This is a genomic window from Accumulibacter sp. (assembly GCF_023806565.1).
GTDB lineage: Bacteria > Pseudomonadota > Gammaproteobacteria > Burkholderiales > Rhodocyclaceae > Accumulibacter.
Genome location: NZ_JAMTDV010000087.1, coordinates 1 through 16966 on the forward strand (window position 1 = coordinate 1; position 16966 = coordinate 16966).

Consider the following 16966-nt stretch of genomic DNA (forward strand, 5'->3'; position numbering starts at 1 on the left):
GCACCGTCTATGCGAAGCGGAACGGGGCGTCCGTGATCGCCAGCGATTGCCGGGCGCCAGGCCGCAGCACGCACGATCTTCGCGCATAATGAGTACATCCACATCGATGCCTTGAAACCGCGGGCTTGCCGAGAAAATGGACCCTGCTCTGATCGATCCCAATCTGGTTTTTGCCAAGACCCCTGCCGGCGAGGAAGCGATGATGCAGCGCAGCCTGGTCGCGCAGAGAAACCTGCGGATGGTCCTCATCCTGGTGGACGGCAACGCCACCGTCGCCGAGCTCTGCGACAAGACCGGCAACACTCCAGTTACCCAGAACGCCTTGCTCGAACTGGAAAAGAACGGCTTCATCGAGGCGCGCGTCGACAAGAATTCGGTCTGGCGTCAAACCAGGGATTCGGCGAGGACCACGAGTGCAGGCGACGTCCAGATCGTGTCGGAATTCTCGACCTTTGGCGAAAAGGTCCCACTAGCGTCCGGCAAGTCGACGTCCTCCGGCTCGCGAGAAGCACGACGCAGCAGTCCGCTCCCGGACAGCACGCCCAGCAGGCCGTCGCGCTCGCCGGACTCGCTCGCGCTGCAGTCGATGCCGGGTGGCCCGCCGTCAGGTGGCGCCTCGCTGGCCAACGATGGTGCAGCAGCGGAGCCAACCCTGGTCGGCGAGCCGACCGCGGAGTCGGAAGCAACGGCGGCTCCACCATCGCTGAGGCATCGCTTGGCGGCCCTCGCCCGTCCGGGCACTGCGCTCGACCGGACCACCGTCAAGCCGATCCGTCGCGGCGGTCGGCGCCGCTTGCTGACCTGGCCACTGGGCCTGCTGCTCGGAGTGTTGTTGCTCCCGACAGCTCTCCTTGTCGCTGCGCTGCTGTTTCCCTATGCCTATTACCTGCCTGCGGTCGAAGCCTCCCTGACGGAGCGCACCGGTCGGACTGCGACGGTGGGCGACATGCGCGTCGCTTTCTATCCTCGGCCCGGACTCCTGCTCGACAGGGTGCGTCTGGGAGATGGCGCCGATCAAATCGCCATCGGCGAGATCCGCCTGCAACCCGCTCTCGGGAAACTGCTGTTGGCACGACTGCTGTTCGATGAGGCGGAGCTGGGCGAGATCCGGCTATCGGCGGAACAGCTCGCGAATCTGTCGCGAATGCTCACTGCGGCAGTGCAGAGAGCGGGCGAAAGCGGTATCCCGCGAATCACCTTGAGGAAGGCCGAATTCTCCTTTGCGGGGCTGTCGCTGGGCGATCTGGGCGGTGGCTGTGAGTTCGCCACCGATGGCCTGTTGACAGCGGTCTTTCTGCACTCGCCGGAGCGCAACCTGGAAGTGTCGCTGCAGCCAACTGCCCGTGGCGTGATCGTTCGGATCGAAGGTCTCGCTTGGCGACCGCTACCCGGGTCGCCGATCTTTCTTGATTCGCTCAGCGTGAAGGGCGAGATCGACGGACCAAGCTTTGCGATCAACAGCCTGGACCTGCGAATTTTCGGCGGCCGCGTGCGTGGAAGTGCCGTGCTGCACTCCTCGCCACAAGCGGCGATCTCCGGGGAAATCGAGTACGAGCGGATCGACGCCCGCAAACTCGGTGAGACGCTGGGTATCGGCAACCAGTTCGAAGGCGAGGGAAAGGGCAAGCTGCGCTTTTCGGCAACTTCGCCCGACTGGTCGGCGATGCTCGCCGCGGTCCAGGGCAGCGGCGATTTCACGATGCATCGCGGCAAGCTCGGTGGCATCGATCTTGCCGAAGCGTTGCGCCGTGCTTCGCCGACGCCGGTGACGCTGGGCGGATCGACGCGCTTCGAAGACCTGTCGGGGACGATCGCCCTGACGCCACACGCCTCCCGCTTCTCGCGGCTGGTCCTGAACGCTGGCCTGTTGCAGGCCAGCGGAGAGATCGACGTCAACCGAGATCTGCAGTTGCAGGGCAGAATGGAAGTGGCGCTACGCGGCGCGGCCGGCCGCTCGGTGCGACCGATCGTGATCAGCGGACCGCTCAAGGCGCCGCTGACGCAGACGGCAAGTCATTGAGCTAGAGAACCGCGGCGATCGCCTTGGCGACGTAATCGATGTTGCGTGTATTCAAGGCGGCGAGGCAGATGCGGCCGGTGGCGACGGCGTAGATGCCGAATTCGTCGCGCAAGCGATCGACCTGCGCTACCTGCAGGCCAGTGTAGGAAAACATGCCGCGCTGACGAACGACAAAGGAAAAGTCCTGGCCGGCTCCGCTCGCCTGCAGTTTGTCGACCAGGCCGACACGCATGCCGTGGATTCGCTCGCGCATTTCCGCCAGTTCGCCCTCCCACATCTGGCGCAGCTCCGGATTCGCGAGAATGGCCATGACGATGGCGCCGCCGTGGGTCGGCGGACTCGAATAGTTGGTCCGCACCAGACGCTTGATCTGCGACAGCACGCGCGCCGCTTCGTCGCGGTTCGCGGTGACCACCGACAGCGCGCCGACACGCTCGCCGTACAGTGAAAACGACTTGGAAAACGAACTCGCCACGAGAAACTGCAGGCCGGACTGGGCAAACAGCCTCACCGCCAGCGCATCCGCACCAATCCCGTCGGCGAAGCCCTGATAGGCAATGTCGATGAAAGCCAGCAGACCGCGCGCGCCGACCACGTCGATCACTTCGCGCCACTGCCCTTCGTTCAGGTCGGCGCCGGTCGGATTGTGGCAGCAGGCGTGCAGCACGACGATCGAACCCGCCGGCAGCGCCTCCAGCCCGGCCTTCATGGCGGCGAAATCGACGCCGCGGGTGGCCGCATCGTAGTAGGGATACGTTTCGACCGCAAAGCCGGCGGTTTCGAACAGAGCGCGGTGGTTCTCCCAACTCGGGTCGCTGAGGTACACGGTGGCCTCGGGCAACAGCCGCCGCAGGTAGTCGGCACCGACCTTGAGCGCGCCGGTACCCCCCAGCGCCTCGATGGTGAGCACCCGTCCCTGTTCGAGCAGGATCGAATCTTCACCGAAAAGCAGCTTCTGCACGATCTGGTTGTAGCTCGCCAGGCCGTCGATCGGCTGATAGCCACGCGCCGGCATCGCTTCCAGGCGCGCCTTCTCCGCCAGCCTGACCGCGGCCAGCAGTGGCACCTTGCCGCCGTCGTCGAGATAGACGCCAACACCAAGGTTGACCTTGTCGGTACGGGGATCGGCGTTGAATGACTCGGTGAGGCCGAGAATCGGGTCGCGTGGAGCCATTTCCACGGCGGCGAAGATCGAAGCGGTCATGCGTCCTTCCTAAGTGAGTCAACGGGCACCGTGCTGTCGGATTTGGCAGCCAGCCCTGCCGGGTGACACCGGCACGTATCCCGAGAAAGTTCGCGCCGGGTCGGCCAGGATCCGCTGGCGGCGCGGTCGGGCGCGAAACAACGTAAAATTCTAACATGAGAGATAACGCGCGACCGCCGGAAGGGACTACCTTCGTCACCTTCGCAGGCAGCCCGTTTCGCCTTTGCCAGCCGTTTCCGCCGGCAGGCGACCAGCCGACGGCGATCGACCAACTGGTGCAGGGACTGGCCGACGGACTTTCGTTCCAGACGCTGCTCGGCGTCACCGGTTCGGGAAAGACCTACACGATGGCCAACGTCATCGCCCGCAGCGGTCGTCCGGCGCTCGTCCTCGCCCCGAACAAAACGCTTGCGGCACAACTCTACGCCGAGTTCCGCGAGTTCTTTCCGGACAACGCGGTCGAGTATTTCGTCTCCTATTACGACTACTATCAGCCCGAAGCCTACGTGCCGGCGCGTGACCTGTTCATCGAAAAGGACTCGTCGATCAACGAGCACATCGAGCAGATGCGCCTTTCGGCAACCAAGAGCCTGCTCGAACGCCGCGACTGCGTGATCGTCGCCACCGTCTCGTGCATTTACGGTCTCGGCGACCGCGACGAGTATCACAAGATGATCCTGACCATGCGCGTCGGCGACCGCATGGGGCAGCGCGATGTGATCAAGCGCCTGGCGGACATGCAGTACGAACGCAACGAGACCGACTTTCACCGCGGCACCTTTCGCGTTCGCGGCGACCTCATCGACGTATTTCCCGCGGAACACGCCGAACAGGCGATCCGCATCTCGCTGTTCGATGACGAAATCGAGGGGCTGCAGCTTTTCGACCCCTTGACCGGGCATCTACAGGGCCGTCTGCTGCGCTTCACCGTATTCCCGTCCTCGCACTACGTAACGCCGCGCGCGACGGTCCTGCGCGCCATCGAAGCGATCAAGACCGAACTGAACGAGCGCGTCGCTTTCTTCCATGCCGAAGGCCGCCTGGTCGAAGCACAGCGCATCGAGCAACGCACCCGCTTCGACCTCGAAATGCTCGACCAGTTGGGCTTCTGCAAGGGAATCGAGAACTATTCGCGACATCTCTCCGGCCGCCAGGTCGGCGAGCCACCGCCGACCCTGATCGACTATCTCGCCGCCGACGCACTGATGTTCATCGACGAATCGCACGTCTCCGTGTCCCAATTGGGCGGCATGTACAAAGGTGACCGCTCGCGCAAGGAAAACCTGGTCGATTATGGCTTCCGTCTGCCATCTGCGCTCGACAACCGGCCGCTGCAGTTCGCCGAGTTCGAGGCGCTGATGCGGCAGACGATCTTCGTCTCGGCCACCCCGGGCGACTACGAAGCGGCACATCAGGGGCAAGTGGTCGAGCAGGTCGTCCGCCCGACCGGTCTGGTCGACCCGGTGCTCATCGTTCGCCCCGCGTCGACCCAGGTCGACGACCTGCTTTCCGAGATCCGGCAGCGGGTGGCGCTCGCCGAGCGCGTCCTCGTCACCACGCTGACCAAGCGGATGGCCGAAGACCTGACCGACTACCTCGACGAACATCAGGTCCGCGTGCGCTATCTGCACTCGGATATCGACACGGTCGAGCGGGTCGAGATCATTCGCGATCTGCGCCTGGGCAAGTTCGACGTCCTCGTCGGCATCAATCTGCTGCGCGAGGGTCTCGACATTCCCGAAGTCTCGCTGGTGGCGATCCTCGACGCCGACAAGGAGGGATTCCTGCGCTCCGAGCGTTCGCTGATCCAGACCATCGGCCGCGCAGCGCGCCACCTGCACGGCACCGCCGTACTGTACGCCGATCGGGTGACCGGATCGATGCAGCGCGCGATTGCCGAAACCGAACGCCGACGGCGCAAACAGCTTGCTTTCAACGAGGCCCACGGCATTGTCCCGCGAGGAGTCAGCAAACGCGTCGTCGACATCATCGACGGCGTGTACGACATGGAGACGGCGCAGCACGAGCTGAAGGCGGCCCAAGAGCAGGTGCACTACGCCGCGATGAGCGAAAAGCAGCTTGCGCGCGAATTGCGGCGACTCGAAAAGGATATGCTCGAACACGCCAGGAACCTCGAATTCGAGAAGGCGGCAGCAGTGCGCGACCAACTCTTCCGGATTCGCAAGCAGGTGTTCGGCATCACTGGCGCCGAGCCGAGTCTCGAACCTTCCTCGGCTTGAAATCGGCGTTTCGTACGTCTGGCCCTTCTTCCGCTTGCGGCACCGAAACGACGGCGAGAGCAACCCGCTGGGCATCGGGCGATGGTTCGCCGCGCTGGTGCCGCCAGCGTACGCAGCCTACCGCCCCCTGCTTGCCGACGGCCTGTCGTTCTTCCTAGAACGCCTTTCACCGATCCGCCAGCAAGCCATTCCTGCCACCCGGCTGCGCCTGATTCCATCGATTGCCCGCGCCGGATTACCGGCACACGCTGGAAGCGGTGGCGCGGCCGCTGGCCGACGAGGTCCACCTGGAATGCGAAAAGGCGCATCTGACGCAGGCGGCGGCGTTCTACGCCGATTCGCCGGACATCCAGATTCCCCGTCCGTTTCCGTTTTCCACACCGTCCGTCACCGCGACGGAACGGGTCGATGGCGGCAAGGTGACCACTGCGGACCAATCACCACAGCACCTGCCGCTGCGCGGCGAAGGCATCGTTCGCGCCCTGCTCGGCCAGCCGCTGGATCATGCCCGGCGGCAACTCCCGGTGGGGAAGGCAATCGGCAAGGTGCGCACGGGGAGTTTCCGCGGTGTCGAATGGATGACCTCGCTGCGCGACGAGCTGGCCATCGCCTCGGCAGTGCGCTTTCCCGAGGAAGGATGCTCTTCCGCAAGGCACTGCTGACTTTGTCAGGGGTGGTCGCCAAGTCTCGCCACCGGCCAGTATCGACCGCGTCCTGCTACGCGAGGGAGCTTTCCGTTTTTTCGCGGTCCTGGCGTGGCGCCCCTGGATCCGCACCGATTCGCGCGAGCTCTTTGCTGCTCACTTCTCGAATGCCGACCTGCTCGGCTTCTGCAACGAATTGCCGTTGACTGCCGTGCGCTTGCGACTGGGAATCCGCCGCTAGGCGGAGCTTGCGTCGGCTTCCGCCGGCGGGTCGATCGGCTGCAGACGGAGAGGAGACAGCATCGCGGCGCTCAGGCCGCAGTCGGCAATCGCTGACGGCAGCGGCAGGCCGAGCGCCAGCGCGGCGCAGCCCTCACCCATCGCCGCCGAGGTCTGGATACCGTAACCGCCCTGCCCGGCCAGCCAGAAGAAACCCGGCGCGCTCGCGGCAAACCCGCCGACCAGCCCGCCGTCGGCGACGAAGGAACGCAGGCCCGCCCATTTGTGCCGCGGACGGCGAATGGTCAGCGTGGTCATCCGTTCGATGCGATCGACTCCCAGGGCGATGTCGAGTTCTTCCGGCTGAACGTCCTGCGGCTCGACCGGGTCGGCATTGGCCGGTGAGCCCAGCAGCATGCCGGCGTCGGGTTTCAGGTACCAGTCCTCGTCGGCGCCGATCAGCAATGGCCAGCGCCGGGTGTCCAGCCCCGCCGGCGGGGCAAAGGTGAAAGCCGATCGCCGGCGCGGCTCGATGCCGATCAAGGGCACTCCGGCGAGGCGCGCGATGGCGTCGGCCCAGGCGCCGGCCGCATTGATCACGATCGGCGCCTGGTAAACTTGCTCGCCGGCCTGCACCAGCCATTCATGACCGCTTCGCTCGATCGCCGAAACCACGGTGCCCCAGGCGAGCGACGCTCCCGCGCGCCGCGCCACTCGCAGGTAGCCGTGAAGCAGCGCGTGCACATCCAGATCGCAGGCATCTGGCTCGTAGGTGGCGCCCAGCAATCGCTCGGCCCGCAGGACGGGAAGCATGCGCGTGACCTCGTCGCGGTTTAGGCGCCGGGAGTCGGCAGACAGCGACTGCAGCAGTTGCCAGTGGCGATCGAGCTGGTCCCTCTGCTCCGGCGTGGCGACCACCAGCGCGCCGCGCGGCGTCAGCAACGGAGCGCCGGCAAAACCTCCCGGCGGATGCTCGAAAAAAGGGCGACTGGCGCGCGTCAGCGCGCGTACCTGCTCGCCGCCATAGGTCTCGATGAACATTGCCGCCGAGCGCCCGGTCGCATGGTAACCCGGCATGCTCTCGCCTTCGATGATCACCACCCGTGCCCGCGGTGCCAGCCAGCAGGCAATCGAGGCGCCGGCGATGCCGGCACCGATCACGATCACCTCGGCCCTGATCCTTTCGTCCATCGTACTCCCCGCGCACGCAGACCGAGGGCGGGTGCCACCCGCCCCGTAGCGCTCAGTCGTCAGCCGCTTCCGTCTCGCTGCCCGGCCATTCCGCGCGATCTGCGAACCACTCGGTCAAGGTGCGAGTCTCTCCCAGTCCGGCGAGGCCGCGGTCGATCGCGTCCTGGTTGCCCCAGACCACTTCGGCCAGATCGCCAGCCGCGACCTGCGCTTCGATTTCGCGACAATACAGTCCGAGCCCCCGCTGCACGTAGAACCCGTACGTCCGGCACGCCAGCGGCCGCTGGGCGTAGACCTGGCAGCAACCGCTCGCCTGCTCGAGCAGCGGACAGACGATCGGGAGCGACCGCCGACGAGCAAGCTCAGCGACTTCGCGACCGATTTCCCACAATCGCTGCTGCGGCAACGCGGCGAGGCCCACCTGCAGCAAGCTCCATTCAGGTGGCGTCAGGCGAGGCACTTCGGCGAGGCGTCGACAGCAAGCGTCGCACCCCTTGCCGCACAACCAGTCCGGCCGGCTCGCCCGGATTGCCCGCACGCGCGCATCGACCTCGATCTGGATTCGGAAGAGCGAGTTCATCCTGTCGCAGTGATTCCTTCTCGAAGACTGGGTCCATTACCGTTTCGGCACACGTTCCTGGCTACGCGGCAACGCCTCCGCACCATTCCACCCGGTAACGTCGCAACACGAAGTGTACGGCCGAACCGCCGCGACCGCTACCGGCAGCGGCGAACCACGCAAGGCTGGAGCAGCAGCCGACCAAAGCCGCCGGAGAAACCGGCGAGCGGGAGTGATCTCACGCGTTTGCTGCTGCTTCGACGCGAACGCGAGACCACAGACGAGCGCGCCGACCGCAACCGGGTGCGACAGTGTGTCGCATTGTGGGTTCGGCGCGACTCGCTTAGAGTGCGCGGCACCGACTGAGTGGGGCAGCGCGCCCGGAACCCACCGGAAAGCGTTTTCGGCCTGCGCTGGAGTTGGCGCAGGCAATGCGCGGCCACCGCGAGCAGATCCGGGCTCGCACGAGCCCACCAGTTTTCAGGGGGTGTCATGTTCCGAGTTCGTCTCGCAATTTTCGCGACTTTGCTTTCGATCGGCGCGAACCAGGTACTTGCCTGCGCGGTGTGTGGCTGTTCCCTTTCGTCGGATGCCGTCACTGGCTATTCGACAGAGCCGGGGTGGAGCATTGGCGTACAGTACGACTACATCAACCAAGACCAGCTGCGGGTGGGCAAAGGCTACGGGTTTGCCGCGCGGTCTGCGCCACCTCCGGGGGTTTCTTCTCCCACAACTTCGCACCGCAACAGAACGTGTGAAGCCCCAGGCAAACGATGCCGGTACGTTTCTCATGCAGACCGAGTTGCACGGCCTGCCGACTCCAGCCGAAAACGTCCTCGGCACGCCGAGTACTGCCACGACAATACTTCCATGCCCTCTCCGCCAGATACGCCCTGCGCCTCGCCCCAGTCATCTTGCTCGCAGCAAGCCGGACATCTTCCAGGTGGCCGGCTTCCAGAGATACCTTCCTTTCAACTACCGTGGCCACTCCCATCACCAATACCTACAATCTCACAATCAACTAAAAGTATTGGACACAACGGTATGAAAAATCGGAGAGATCACCTAAGTGCCCTTCCGGTCAGGTCGGCAGACGCCTTGTTCTGGGTCCCAAGCGATGCTTGGGAACCCAGGTCCTGAGATATCTCCTTTTCCATACCGCTCGGATCTCGGGCAAGCAGCGGCGAAGGGCGACGTCAGAACGCTCCCGGTCAGCGGCCCTGCAGCTCGTTCGACGGCCGAAATACAACCTTCCAGTCGTCCTTCATGCTGATGACGGTCCAGCCCTGCTTTCTGGCCTCCGCCATCAGCGAATCGCTGAACGTGCCAATCTTCGACTCTGCCCCGTAGGCCCACTCGCGCGCGCCGTCGTCGTGGTGCACCAGCATCATGAGCCGCTTGCCGCCGCCGCCCTGCGTCCACTCGAGCATCTGCCGGTCGCCGTCCGAGTTGCCGAAGGCGGCGATCGGCCGCCGACCAATGTGCGAGTTGATGCCGACCGGCTTGCCCGCCTTGTCGTCGATGAAGTCGATCGCCGGCAGGCGCACCAGCACCGGCTTGCCTTCGCGCATCTCATACTTAGTCTTGATGCTGCTGCCGACGACCTGCTCGGGCGGGACACCGTAGGCCTTCTCCGTCCAGGGACGCATGAACTCGATCCCGCCGCCAGACACGATGAAGGTCTTGAAGCCGTTCGCGCGCAGGTACGCCAGCAATTCAAGCATCGGCTGATAGACCATCTCCGTATACAGCCGGCCCGTCCTGGGGTGTCTCGCCGTGGCGATCCAGTCCCGGACGATCTTCTCGAACTCCTCCGTGGTCATCCCCGCGTGCGTGGCCATGACGATCTCGGCGGTCGCCTTGTCGCCACCGGCAAGCGCCTTGCCGACGTCGCCCTTGAGCAGGGAAGCGAACGGCTCTCTAGTCTTCCACTCCGGATGCTGGGGAGCCATGGCCTGCACGCGGTCGAGCGCGAAGAGAAGCTGAAAGTACATCGGCTGCTCGGCCCACAGCGTGCCGTCGTTGTCGAAGGTGGCGATGCGCTCCGGTTCGGGAACAAAGTCGGTTGACCCCGCCTTGGTCACCCGGGTGACAAACTCGACGATGGTGCTCTTGGCTGGCCCGTCGTTCCAGGACGGTAGCTGGTCCGCGGCTTGCGCGACCACCGCGGCCAGCATCATCACGACCCCGCACATGCCAACCAAGCAACTCTTCTGACGCATTTCCATGTTGCACTCCCATTCTCCTATTGTCGAAACCGCGGCCCGCTCCGGAGTACCCGGGCCGCCACGAAATGGCCGCGCTTCCGCACGGCCACCCGCTAAGACACCGAGAATCCTCAGTGCCCCATCGGCATCGGCAGCTTGAATCCTTCCTTAGCCAATTGCTCGCGCACCCATTGGAACTTCTCGTAATTGGACAGCGTGACCGGACCGGTGTAACCCTCGCTCTGCATCTTGCGCGGCGGGTATTCGATGTACGTCTTCATCAGCTTGGTGACTTCCTCGCTGATCGTGACCAGCGTCCAGGTGTGCTCCGTATAGTTGTTCATGAAAATGTCGTAGCGCTCCTGCGGGTCCTGCCACAGGTCGAACACTTGCGGCACGATGGCGACGTACTTGTCCGGCCCCTTCCAGCCGAGGTTGGAGTCCACCGCGAGGCCGCCCGTAGCCTGGCCGTTGTCTCCGCGCAGGTTGAACACTGCCTTGTAGTTGCCTACGCGAGCCGCGCCCGGCGTGAGCTCGTTCTCCGTAAAGTAGAACCACGACTTGCGTAGCGACTTGCCGGTCCCGAACAGGATCGGCGACATGTCGTAGCTGTCAAAGATGATCGGCTTGCCGTCGCGATCGTTCTTGGGCATCGGCACCCCCGCAACGCTCGCGAAGGTTGCCATGAGATCGAGCCCGCCAACAATGTCGGAGTTCTTCGAGTTGGCCGCGATCTTGCCGGGCCACCAGGCGATCGCCGGAACCCGGTTGCCGCCCTCGCGCACCGTGCCCTTGGTGCCCCGGAAGGGCGTGTAGCCCGCGTCAGGATACACGTCCTGCCAGGCACCATTGTCCGTCGTCCAAATCACCAGGGTATTCTTGTCGAGGCCAAGCTCCCGGATCTTGTCGAGCACATGCCCGATGCGCGCGTCGTTCTCGACCAGGGAGTCGGCGTACTTCGACTTCGACATCGACTTGTGGACGTAGCCCGGGTGCGGCATGTTCGGCTGGTGCACCTTCATAAAGTTGATGTTGAGGAAGAAGGGCTTGCCCGGGTCCCTGGCCGCCGTTTCGAGGAACTCGATGCCGGCTTTCTCGACGTACTCGTCGAAGAACGGGATGCCCACCACGCCTTTTTCCGGCGTGTTCACGTACTGGCCGTTGATCTTGAAGTCCTCTTGCACCTTCCCGCCCGCCTTGCCGGAGAGCGCGCCCTTGGTTACCCGCTGGAACATTGCGCGCAGTTCCGGGTCCATGTCCGGAAACCACGTCGGGTCGCCGTAGGTGTAGGCATTGAGGTGGTACAGCCCGACATACTTCATCTCGTCATAGCCCTGGGCGTTGGGCAGCGCGTAGTCGGCCTCCCCGAGGTGCCACTTGCCGGTGAAATAGGTCCGATAGCCGCCCTGCTTGAGCACCGAGGCGAGGGTCCATTCCGCTGCCGGCAGGCCGCCGCCCTGACCCTGGAAGGCCACCGTCGTCATGCCGCTGCGGTTGGGAATTCGTCCCGTCTGCATGGCCGCGCGACCCGGGGTGCAACTCGGCTGCGCATAAAACGACAAGAACATCGTGCCTTCATTGGCCATCCGGTCGAGGTTCGGTGTGGGCATGCCGCGGTTGGGCCCGCCGCCGTAGGCACCGGCATCGCCATAGCCGAAGTCGTCGGAGACGATCAGCACGATGTTGGGCTTGTCGGCCGCGTGTGCCGCACCGAACGCCAGGGATACGGCGGTTCCGACCGCGAGCAGCCCGGATCGCAGGCTCCTGGGCATGCGGGAATCTCCGCTGTTTCTTTCCTTCATTTGCATCTCCTTTCGGGGTGACTAACTGATCCAACGGGCGACCCCCGTCGCCGCAGCGCTGGTGGAGCAACGACACGGACACGCTCGGGTTGGGGGCGGGCGCCTAGGCAGTGTCATCACGAGATTTCGAGCCAAAGGACAAAGCAGCGAATGTGGACGGCGGCCAGGAAAGACTGGAGTCGTTTGGCGTATCGCGTGGCAATGCCGCGCCAGCCTTTGAGCTTGAGCAAGGCGTTCTCAACCGGATGCCGGTGCTTGTACAAGTGGGCGTCGTATGCACGTTGCGTCTTCCGATTGCGGCGCGGTGGAATGACGGCGTTCATCCCCTGGCTGCGCGCTTGCACCACGATCGCATCGCTGTCGTAACCATTGTGCGCAATCAGATGTTCGGCCGCAATTCCCTCGATCAACGCCGCAGCCTGGCTGCAATCGGCTTCCGTCGCGTCTGTAATCACCGCTCTGAGCAGCATACCATGCGCATCCACGGCCAGAGGTATCTTGGCATTGAGCCCCCTTTTGTACGGCCTATGCCTTCATTGCCTCCACGCGCTCCGGTCGCATGCGGATGAACCTTGCTGTGGCTCGCATCAATCATCAACCACTCGAAGTCCGGCTCAACAATCAGACGCTCGAGCAACCTTTCCCGTACGCCACGGTCACGCCAACGGCAAAACCGCCGATGGGTGTTCTTCCAATCCCCGAAGCTTTCCGGCAAATCGCGCCACGGTGACCCGGTGCGCAGAATCCAAGACATCGCATTGAGAAACCTGCGGTTGTCCTTGGCCACGCCACCCCATTGGCCGGCCTGACCAGGTAAATGCGGCTCAAGAAGCGCCCAAGTTCGATCGTCAGGCGAGGCGTCCGGTTATCCGGCGGAGGAGTGGTCACGTTGCAATCTTTTCTACACACTGCGCAAACCATGGAGGTCTAATTCAACATGCACCCCCAGAAGCTGGGTAGGCGTAATTCGTTCCCGGTTTCACCAAGGCAAGATCTCGCCATTCTGGTGGAGGAACCGCCCGCTGGTCTCGAGCCCGAGTTCGTCGATGCGTTGCAAGAGCCCGCGAGCAGACTCGTCCGGCTCGATCATGCCGTGGCCGCCAGTCATCCCGGTGCGCACCGAGCCTGGATGCAGGATGACTACGGCGATCCCTCGCGGCTTGAGGTCGTGGGCCAGGGAGACGCCCGCTGCATTGAGCGCCGCCTTGCTCATCCGGTAGCCATAATAGCTTCCGGAGCTGTTGTCGCCGATAGAGCCCATGCGACTGGTGATCAGCGCGACCTTGGCACCCGGACGGAGCCGCGAGGCGAGCGCCCGCGTGAGAAAGAGCGGCGCGATGGCGTTGAGTTCCAGTTGCGCGCGCACATCGTCGAGACCGACATTTTCGAGCGAGTCGGCAATCAGCACGCCGGCGTTCTGAATCAGCAGTTCGATGTCGTCGTGCGCGAGCCGATCGGCAAGTCTAGACCACGCCGCAGGCTCGGTCACGTCGATCGGGCATTCGACGCGCACTCCGAGTGCGTCAAGCGCGGGACAGCCCTTCCGACATACCGCAACCACGGTCGCTCCGCGTGAGCGGAGCTGCCGCACTAATTCCAGACCGATCCCACGATTTGCGCCCGTGATAACTGCAATCCCCATAACCGCGTTTCTCCTCTTCGATCCGCCGCCCATCCCGATCCGCACCCGTCTCACCGACCAATCGAGCGGAAACGACGGCATTGATGCCCGCAAGCTCAGACTTGCCGCTTGCTCTCTTGCCAAGATCGCCTCGGCGATCTCCCGTGCCCGCAACGCCAAGCGAAGGATACGACAACTGCGGAAACTCCGGGCTTTCCGTCTTTGGCACTTGTTTCCAGGCGCCCGTGGTCGCCCCCCTACACAGCCTCTACCAACGATAGACTACGGCGATGGCCTGAAAATCATCCTGTAGTCCAATGCTGACCCAGGGCAAGAGGTTGTATCCGGTCTTGCCCTGGAATATCATCGCGCTCCACGACGGCGCAGGCAAAAGCTTCCTGTGGAAGCCACCCCTGAGCTGCCGCCTGTCTGTTCACGAGCGAGTCAAACCACCAACTCTGCAAGGATCAGGGGAACAGCATACGCAAACGATGTGTCCACATCACCAGCGCTATCCCCACCCCGAAAAGATTTCAAATCTCTCACCATGTTATGGTTCCGATGACAGCAAAACCTGTCCTGCCGACGCTCGGCATCGAAGAAATCGACCGCCAGCACAGGCAGTTGTTCGACTGTCTCGAGCGCCTGGAAGCTTGGGTGGGTAAAGGCTACGGCTTTGCCGCGGCCTGCGCCACCGTTCTTTCCCTGCAGAATTACATCTCGAACCATTTTCAGTACGAAGAATCGCTTCTCCGCTCGCACAGCTATCCGAAACTCGAAGAGCACATCGAAGCGCATCGGAAAATTCGCGCCCAGGTGGCGCACTACGCCCAGCAAATCACCGATGGCGGGGACGTGAGTTCGGAACTATGCCGGCTCGTGCGAGATTGGCTCCTCACGCATATCGGCATCGACGACTTCGAGTATGCCAAGCTCCTGAATTCGGGCAGCTAGCGGTCTGCAGGTTACACCGCCTGCATCTGGCCCGCGCGGTACTCGCAATACACCCTCCCTGCCTCGACGCGGGAGCCTTTCGCGGCGACCCACTTTCGCCCGCGGCAGGCCCCCTTGCGATGCCGAGTACTGCGCGCCCGAAGCGGTGCCTTCGCGTCCCACGGCGCGACGAGACTGCTCTTCCGCAAGAATCGCTGCGACGATGTCCGGTGTCTGCGACCGAACACTGGACCGCAGTCAGATCCTTCAATCCGAGCCTCCTGATCCTGGTCGCCATAATCCTGGCAACGTGCGCCGGCAGGCTTTCGCCGAGCGACTGTCAGGGAGTCGACGTCCCCCTCCAGGCGCTGGGGCAGCCCCCCCTCGCTCGGCAAGACCTTGGGCGGGACTCAGCCCGCCTGAGGAAAGTCGGCCCCCAGCGAGACCTCGCGCCACTTCGCGATTTCGGCCGAGAGGTCGTTGATCTTGGCGAGAGCGAGGTCATATCCCGGTTTGCCAAGCACCAGGTGAAGCGGAGGCTCGGGCGATTCCACGGCCTCGATGATCGCTTCCGCGCCGCGCACCGGATCGCCTGGCTGCCTGCCGCTGTAGCCCTGGATGGCCTCCCGTCGCGCGCCGGCAGAGGATGCATAGTCGGCGATGGCGGTCTTCGGCGTCTTGAGCGAGCGGCCGGCCCAGTCCGTGCGGAAGGGACCCGGTTCGACGACGGTAACCTTGATGCCGAGCGACGCCGTTTCCTTGGCCAAGGCCTCGGAAAGTCCTTCCACGGCAAACTTGGTGGCGTTGTAGTAGCCAATGCCCGGTAGACCGACCAGACCGCCGACCGACGAGATGTTGACGATGTGTCCCCGGCGGCGTTGCCGCATCCCGGGGAGTACCGCCTTGGTGACGCTGATCAGGCCGAAGACGTTGGTCTCGAACATGGCGCGGACCTCATCGTCCTCGCCCTCCTCGACGGCCGCGAGATAGCCGTAGCCGGCATTATTGACCAGCACATCGATGCGCCCGAAGCGGGATTCGGCCTGCCGCACGACTTCCGCAATCTGCTGCGGCACGGTGACATCCAGCGTCGCGACCAGTGCGCTACCATGGGAAGCGAATTCGGCAAGCGTAGCAGCATTTCGTGCAGTCACCACGACGTCGTGGCCACGTCGAAGGAGTGTCCGCGCGAGTTCCTGGCCGAAGCCCGTCGAGCAGCCGGTGACGAGCCAGACAGAAGGTGTGGAGGTCATGGTCGATTCCAGAGGTAATTGCCTGGACCGAAGAAGTCTCCGCAGTCCGGGCATCGGCCCTTGCCCCGGACTGCCGCCGCCCTTCAGACATCGGGCGAAAGAGATGTGGTTTCCGACGACGGCCCCGCCTGTTGCGCCTGCGCGTCCCGGTCAAGCTGCCCTTAATGTGAAACAACAAGCCGCCAGAACGACGTCATTCCGGCGCAGGCCGGAATCCAGTGCGGCAGCGTCTGGGCACCGGCTTGCGCGGGTGCGACGGCTTTCATTATTCGTGGTGTTTTCGAAATCATGCCCGTTCGCCGTCACTCGTGGCTTGCTGGCCAGAATCCAGCTCCGCATTGCGCAATTCCAGGTCCGCCCAGAGCGCCTTGGCAAACGCCTTCCAGGCCTCGCCGCCGTGGCATTCGATGCCGATGCCGGCACATTCCTCCATGGTCTTGAGCATCAGCGCGGCAAGACCGAACAGCTCGACTTTGGCCATCAATCGGTGGTCGGAAGGATTGGCCGCGGCCAGTCGGACGTCGGCGGCCGAGTGGTCGAGCGCTTCCCTGGCGAGCGCACGCACCTGTACGTCGTCTTTCCAGTTGATGCCGAGAACAATCCCCTTGCGCTCGATCTCCCGCTCGATCGCCCGGACGTCGTCGGTGTAATTCTCGAAGCCGGCCATCCTCTTCTCCTCAGCCCGTGCTGCGCCACTGCCGCAGGGCGTAGGATAGCAGCATCCGGCAACGATGTACCGGAATCCGTTGACAACGCGCCAGGCATGCCACGAACCAACCGCGGGGAATGTCGAGACGGTTGTCACCTGCACTCATGCTGACAAAGACGGGATGCGCCGACACGATCAGCGGTGGTCACGCGCCGAAGCGCTGATTACCGTTCCAGCGCCAGCGTGACGAGTGCCCGATACGCATTTGAACTCCTCGACCCCAGCGATGAGACCGAAGATCTCCGGGGTGATCTGAACGCAGTTCGACGGAAGCAGGAGAACTACTCCTGAACCCATTCCAAAATGAATGCTTGCTCGAGAGAGTGACGCAGCATTTCCGGCTCCGATTGGGTGCACGTTCCGT

General features: G+C 63.8%; 12 protein-coding genes and 3 pseudogenes. 5 read left to right on the top strand and 10 right to left on the bottom strand.

Translation table 11 applies throughout. The features are described 5' to 3' along the window. Positions 1-136: 136 nt before the first annotated feature. Positions 137-2020 carry an AsmA-like C-terminal region-containing protein gene (locus NFV80_RS10110; protein ID WP_295329081.1) on the top strand — a complete coding sequence of 628 codons (1884 nt, stop codon included), beginning with the start codon at positions 137-139 and terminating at the stop codon, positions 2018-2020. Between the two features lies 1 nt (position 2021). Here NFV80_RS10110 and NFV80_RS10115 read toward each other — a convergent pair whose 3' ends face one another. Then, positions 2022-3224 (bottom strand): amino acid aminotransferase, encoded by a 1203-nt coding sequence (locus NFV80_RS10115; protein ID WP_296758585.1) that lies wholly within the window; start codon positions 3222-3224, stop codon positions 2022-2024. A 155-nt stretch (positions 3225-3379) separates the two neighbouring features. Between NFV80_RS10115 and uvrB the strand changes: the two genes are divergently transcribed. Further along, on the top strand, positions 3380-5464 hold the full coding sequence (uvrB, locus tag NFV80_RS10120; protein ID WP_295329086.1) for an excinuclease ABC subunit UvrB: 2085 nt from the start codon (positions 3380-3382) through the stop codon (positions 5462-5464). A gap of 221 nt (positions 5465-5685) precedes the next feature. Continuing rightward, complete coding sequence (locus NFV80_RS10125; protein ID WP_295329089.1) at positions 5686-6126, top strand: hypothetical protein; 441 nt, start codon at positions 5686-5688, stop codon at positions 6124-6126. Between the two features lie 219 nt (positions 6127-6345). Here the strand turns inward: NFV80_RS10125 and NFV80_RS10130 are convergent, their stop codons facing one another. After that, positions 6346-7518 (bottom strand): FAD-dependent oxidoreductase, encoded by a 1173-nt coding sequence (locus NFV80_RS10130; RefSeq protein WP_295329092.1) that lies wholly within the window; start codon positions 7516-7518, stop codon positions 6346-6348. Between the two features lie 52 nt (positions 7519-7570). After that, positions 7571-8098: a YkgJ family cysteine cluster protein gene (locus NFV80_RS10135; RefSeq protein WP_295329094.1), complete on the bottom strand. Its 528-nt coding sequence runs from the start codon at positions 8096-8098 to the stop codon at positions 7571-7573. Positions 8099-8569: 471 nt separating this feature from the next. On the opposite strand from NFV80_RS10135, the pseudogene NFV80_RS10140 reads away from it, so the two are divergent. Then, a pseudogene (locus tag NFV80_RS10140) lies at positions 8570-8752 on the top strand (transporter); the annotation flags it as partial. Positions 8753-8774: 22 nt separating this feature from the next. Here NFV80_RS10140 and NFV80_RS17460 read toward each other — a convergent pair. From NFV80_RS17460 to NFV80_RS10160, 5 genes and pseudogenes are all read right to left on the bottom strand, one after another. Next, positions 8775-8990 (bottom strand): annotated as a pseudogene (locus NFV80_RS17460) (transposase); the annotation flags it as partial. A gap of 298 nt (positions 8991-9288) precedes the next feature. Beyond that, on the bottom strand, positions 9289-10257 hold the full coding sequence (locus NFV80_RS10145; protein ID WP_295329101.1) for an HAD family hydrolase: 969 nt from the start codon (positions 10255-10257) through the stop codon (positions 9289-9291). Between the two features lie 158 nt (positions 10258-10415). Next, complete coding sequence (locus NFV80_RS10150; RefSeq protein ID WP_295329103.1) at positions 10416-12056, bottom strand: arylsulfatase; 1641 nt, start codon at positions 12054-12056, stop codon at positions 10416-10418. 146 nt (positions 12057-12202) lie between these two features. Beyond that, a pseudogene (locus NFV80_RS10155) lies at positions 12203-12933 on the bottom strand (IS5 family transposase); the annotation flags it as partial. Positions 12934-13065: 132 nt separating this feature from the next. Continuing rightward, positions 13066-13728: an SDR family oxidoreductase gene (locus tag NFV80_RS10160; protein ID WP_295329105.1), complete on the bottom strand. Its 663-nt coding sequence runs from the start codon at positions 13726-13728 to the stop codon at positions 13066-13068. 540 nt (positions 13729-14268) lie between these two features. Here NFV80_RS10160 and NFV80_RS10165 point away from each other — a divergent pair. Further along, positions 14269-14661 (top strand): hemerythrin family protein, encoded by a 393-nt coding sequence (locus NFV80_RS10165; RefSeq protein WP_295329096.1) that lies wholly within the window; start codon positions 14269-14271, stop codon positions 14659-14661. Positions 14662-15050: 389 nt separating this feature from the next. On the opposite strand, the gene NFV80_RS10170 is transcribed toward NFV80_RS10165, so the two are convergent. After that, complete coding sequence (locus tag NFV80_RS10170; protein WP_295329098.1) at positions 15051-15893, bottom strand: oxidoreductase; 843 nt, start codon at positions 15891-15893, stop codon at positions 15051-15053. Positions 15894-16179: 286 nt separating this feature from the next. Continuing rightward, the gene (locus NFV80_RS10175; RefSeq protein ID WP_295329099.1) at positions 16180-16560 is read right to left on the bottom strand and encodes a hypothetical protein; all 381 of its coding nucleotides are present in this window, start codon (positions 16558-16560) and stop codon (positions 16180-16182) included. Positions 16561-16966: the final 406 nt, after the last annotated feature.

Excerpts from the sequence above, each read along its gene's own strand:
- NFV80_RS10110 (WP_295329081.1), top strand. The coding sequence starts at position 137 with ATGGACCCTGCTCTGATCGATCCCAATCTGGTTTTTGCCAAGACCCCT.
- NFV80_RS10115 (WP_296758585.1), bottom strand. The coding sequence starts at position 3,224 with ATGACCGCTTCGATCTTCGCCGCCGTGGAAATGGCTCCACGCGACCCG.
- uvrB (WP_295329086.1), top strand. The coding sequence starts at position 3,380 with ATGAGAGATAACGCGCGACCGCCGGAAGGGACTACCTTCGTCACCTTC.
- NFV80_RS10130 (WP_295329092.1), bottom strand. The coding sequence starts at position 7,518 with ATGGACGAAAGGATCAGGGCCGAGGTGATCGTGATCGGTGCCGGCATC.
- NFV80_RS10135 (WP_295329094.1), bottom strand. The coding sequence starts at position 8,098 with ATGAACTCGCTCTTCCGAATCCAGATCGAGGTCGATGCGCGCGTGCGG.
- NFV80_RS10145 (WP_295329101.1), bottom strand. The coding sequence starts at position 10,257 with ATGATGCTGGCCGCGGTGGTCGCGCAAGCCGCGGACCAGCTACCGTCC.
- NFV80_RS10150 (WP_295329103.1), bottom strand. The coding sequence starts at position 12,056 with ATGCCCAGGAGCCTGCGATCCGGGCTGCTCGCGGTCGGAACCGCCGTA.
- NFV80_RS10160 (WP_295329105.1), bottom strand. The coding sequence starts at position 13,728 with ATGGGGATTGCAGTTATCACGGGCGCAAATCGTGGGATCGGTCTGGAA.
- NFV80_RS10165 (WP_295329096.1), top strand. The coding sequence starts at position 14,269 with ATGACAGCAAAACCTGTCCTGCCGACGCTCGGCATCGAAGAAATCGAC.
- NFV80_RS10170 (WP_295329098.1), bottom strand. The coding sequence starts at position 15,893 with ATGACCTCCACACCTTCTGTCTGGCTCGTCACCGGCTGCTCGACGGGC.
- NFV80_RS10175 (WP_295329099.1), bottom strand. The coding sequence starts at position 16,560 with ATGGCCGGCTTCGAGAATTACACCGACGACGTCCGGGCGATCGAGCGG.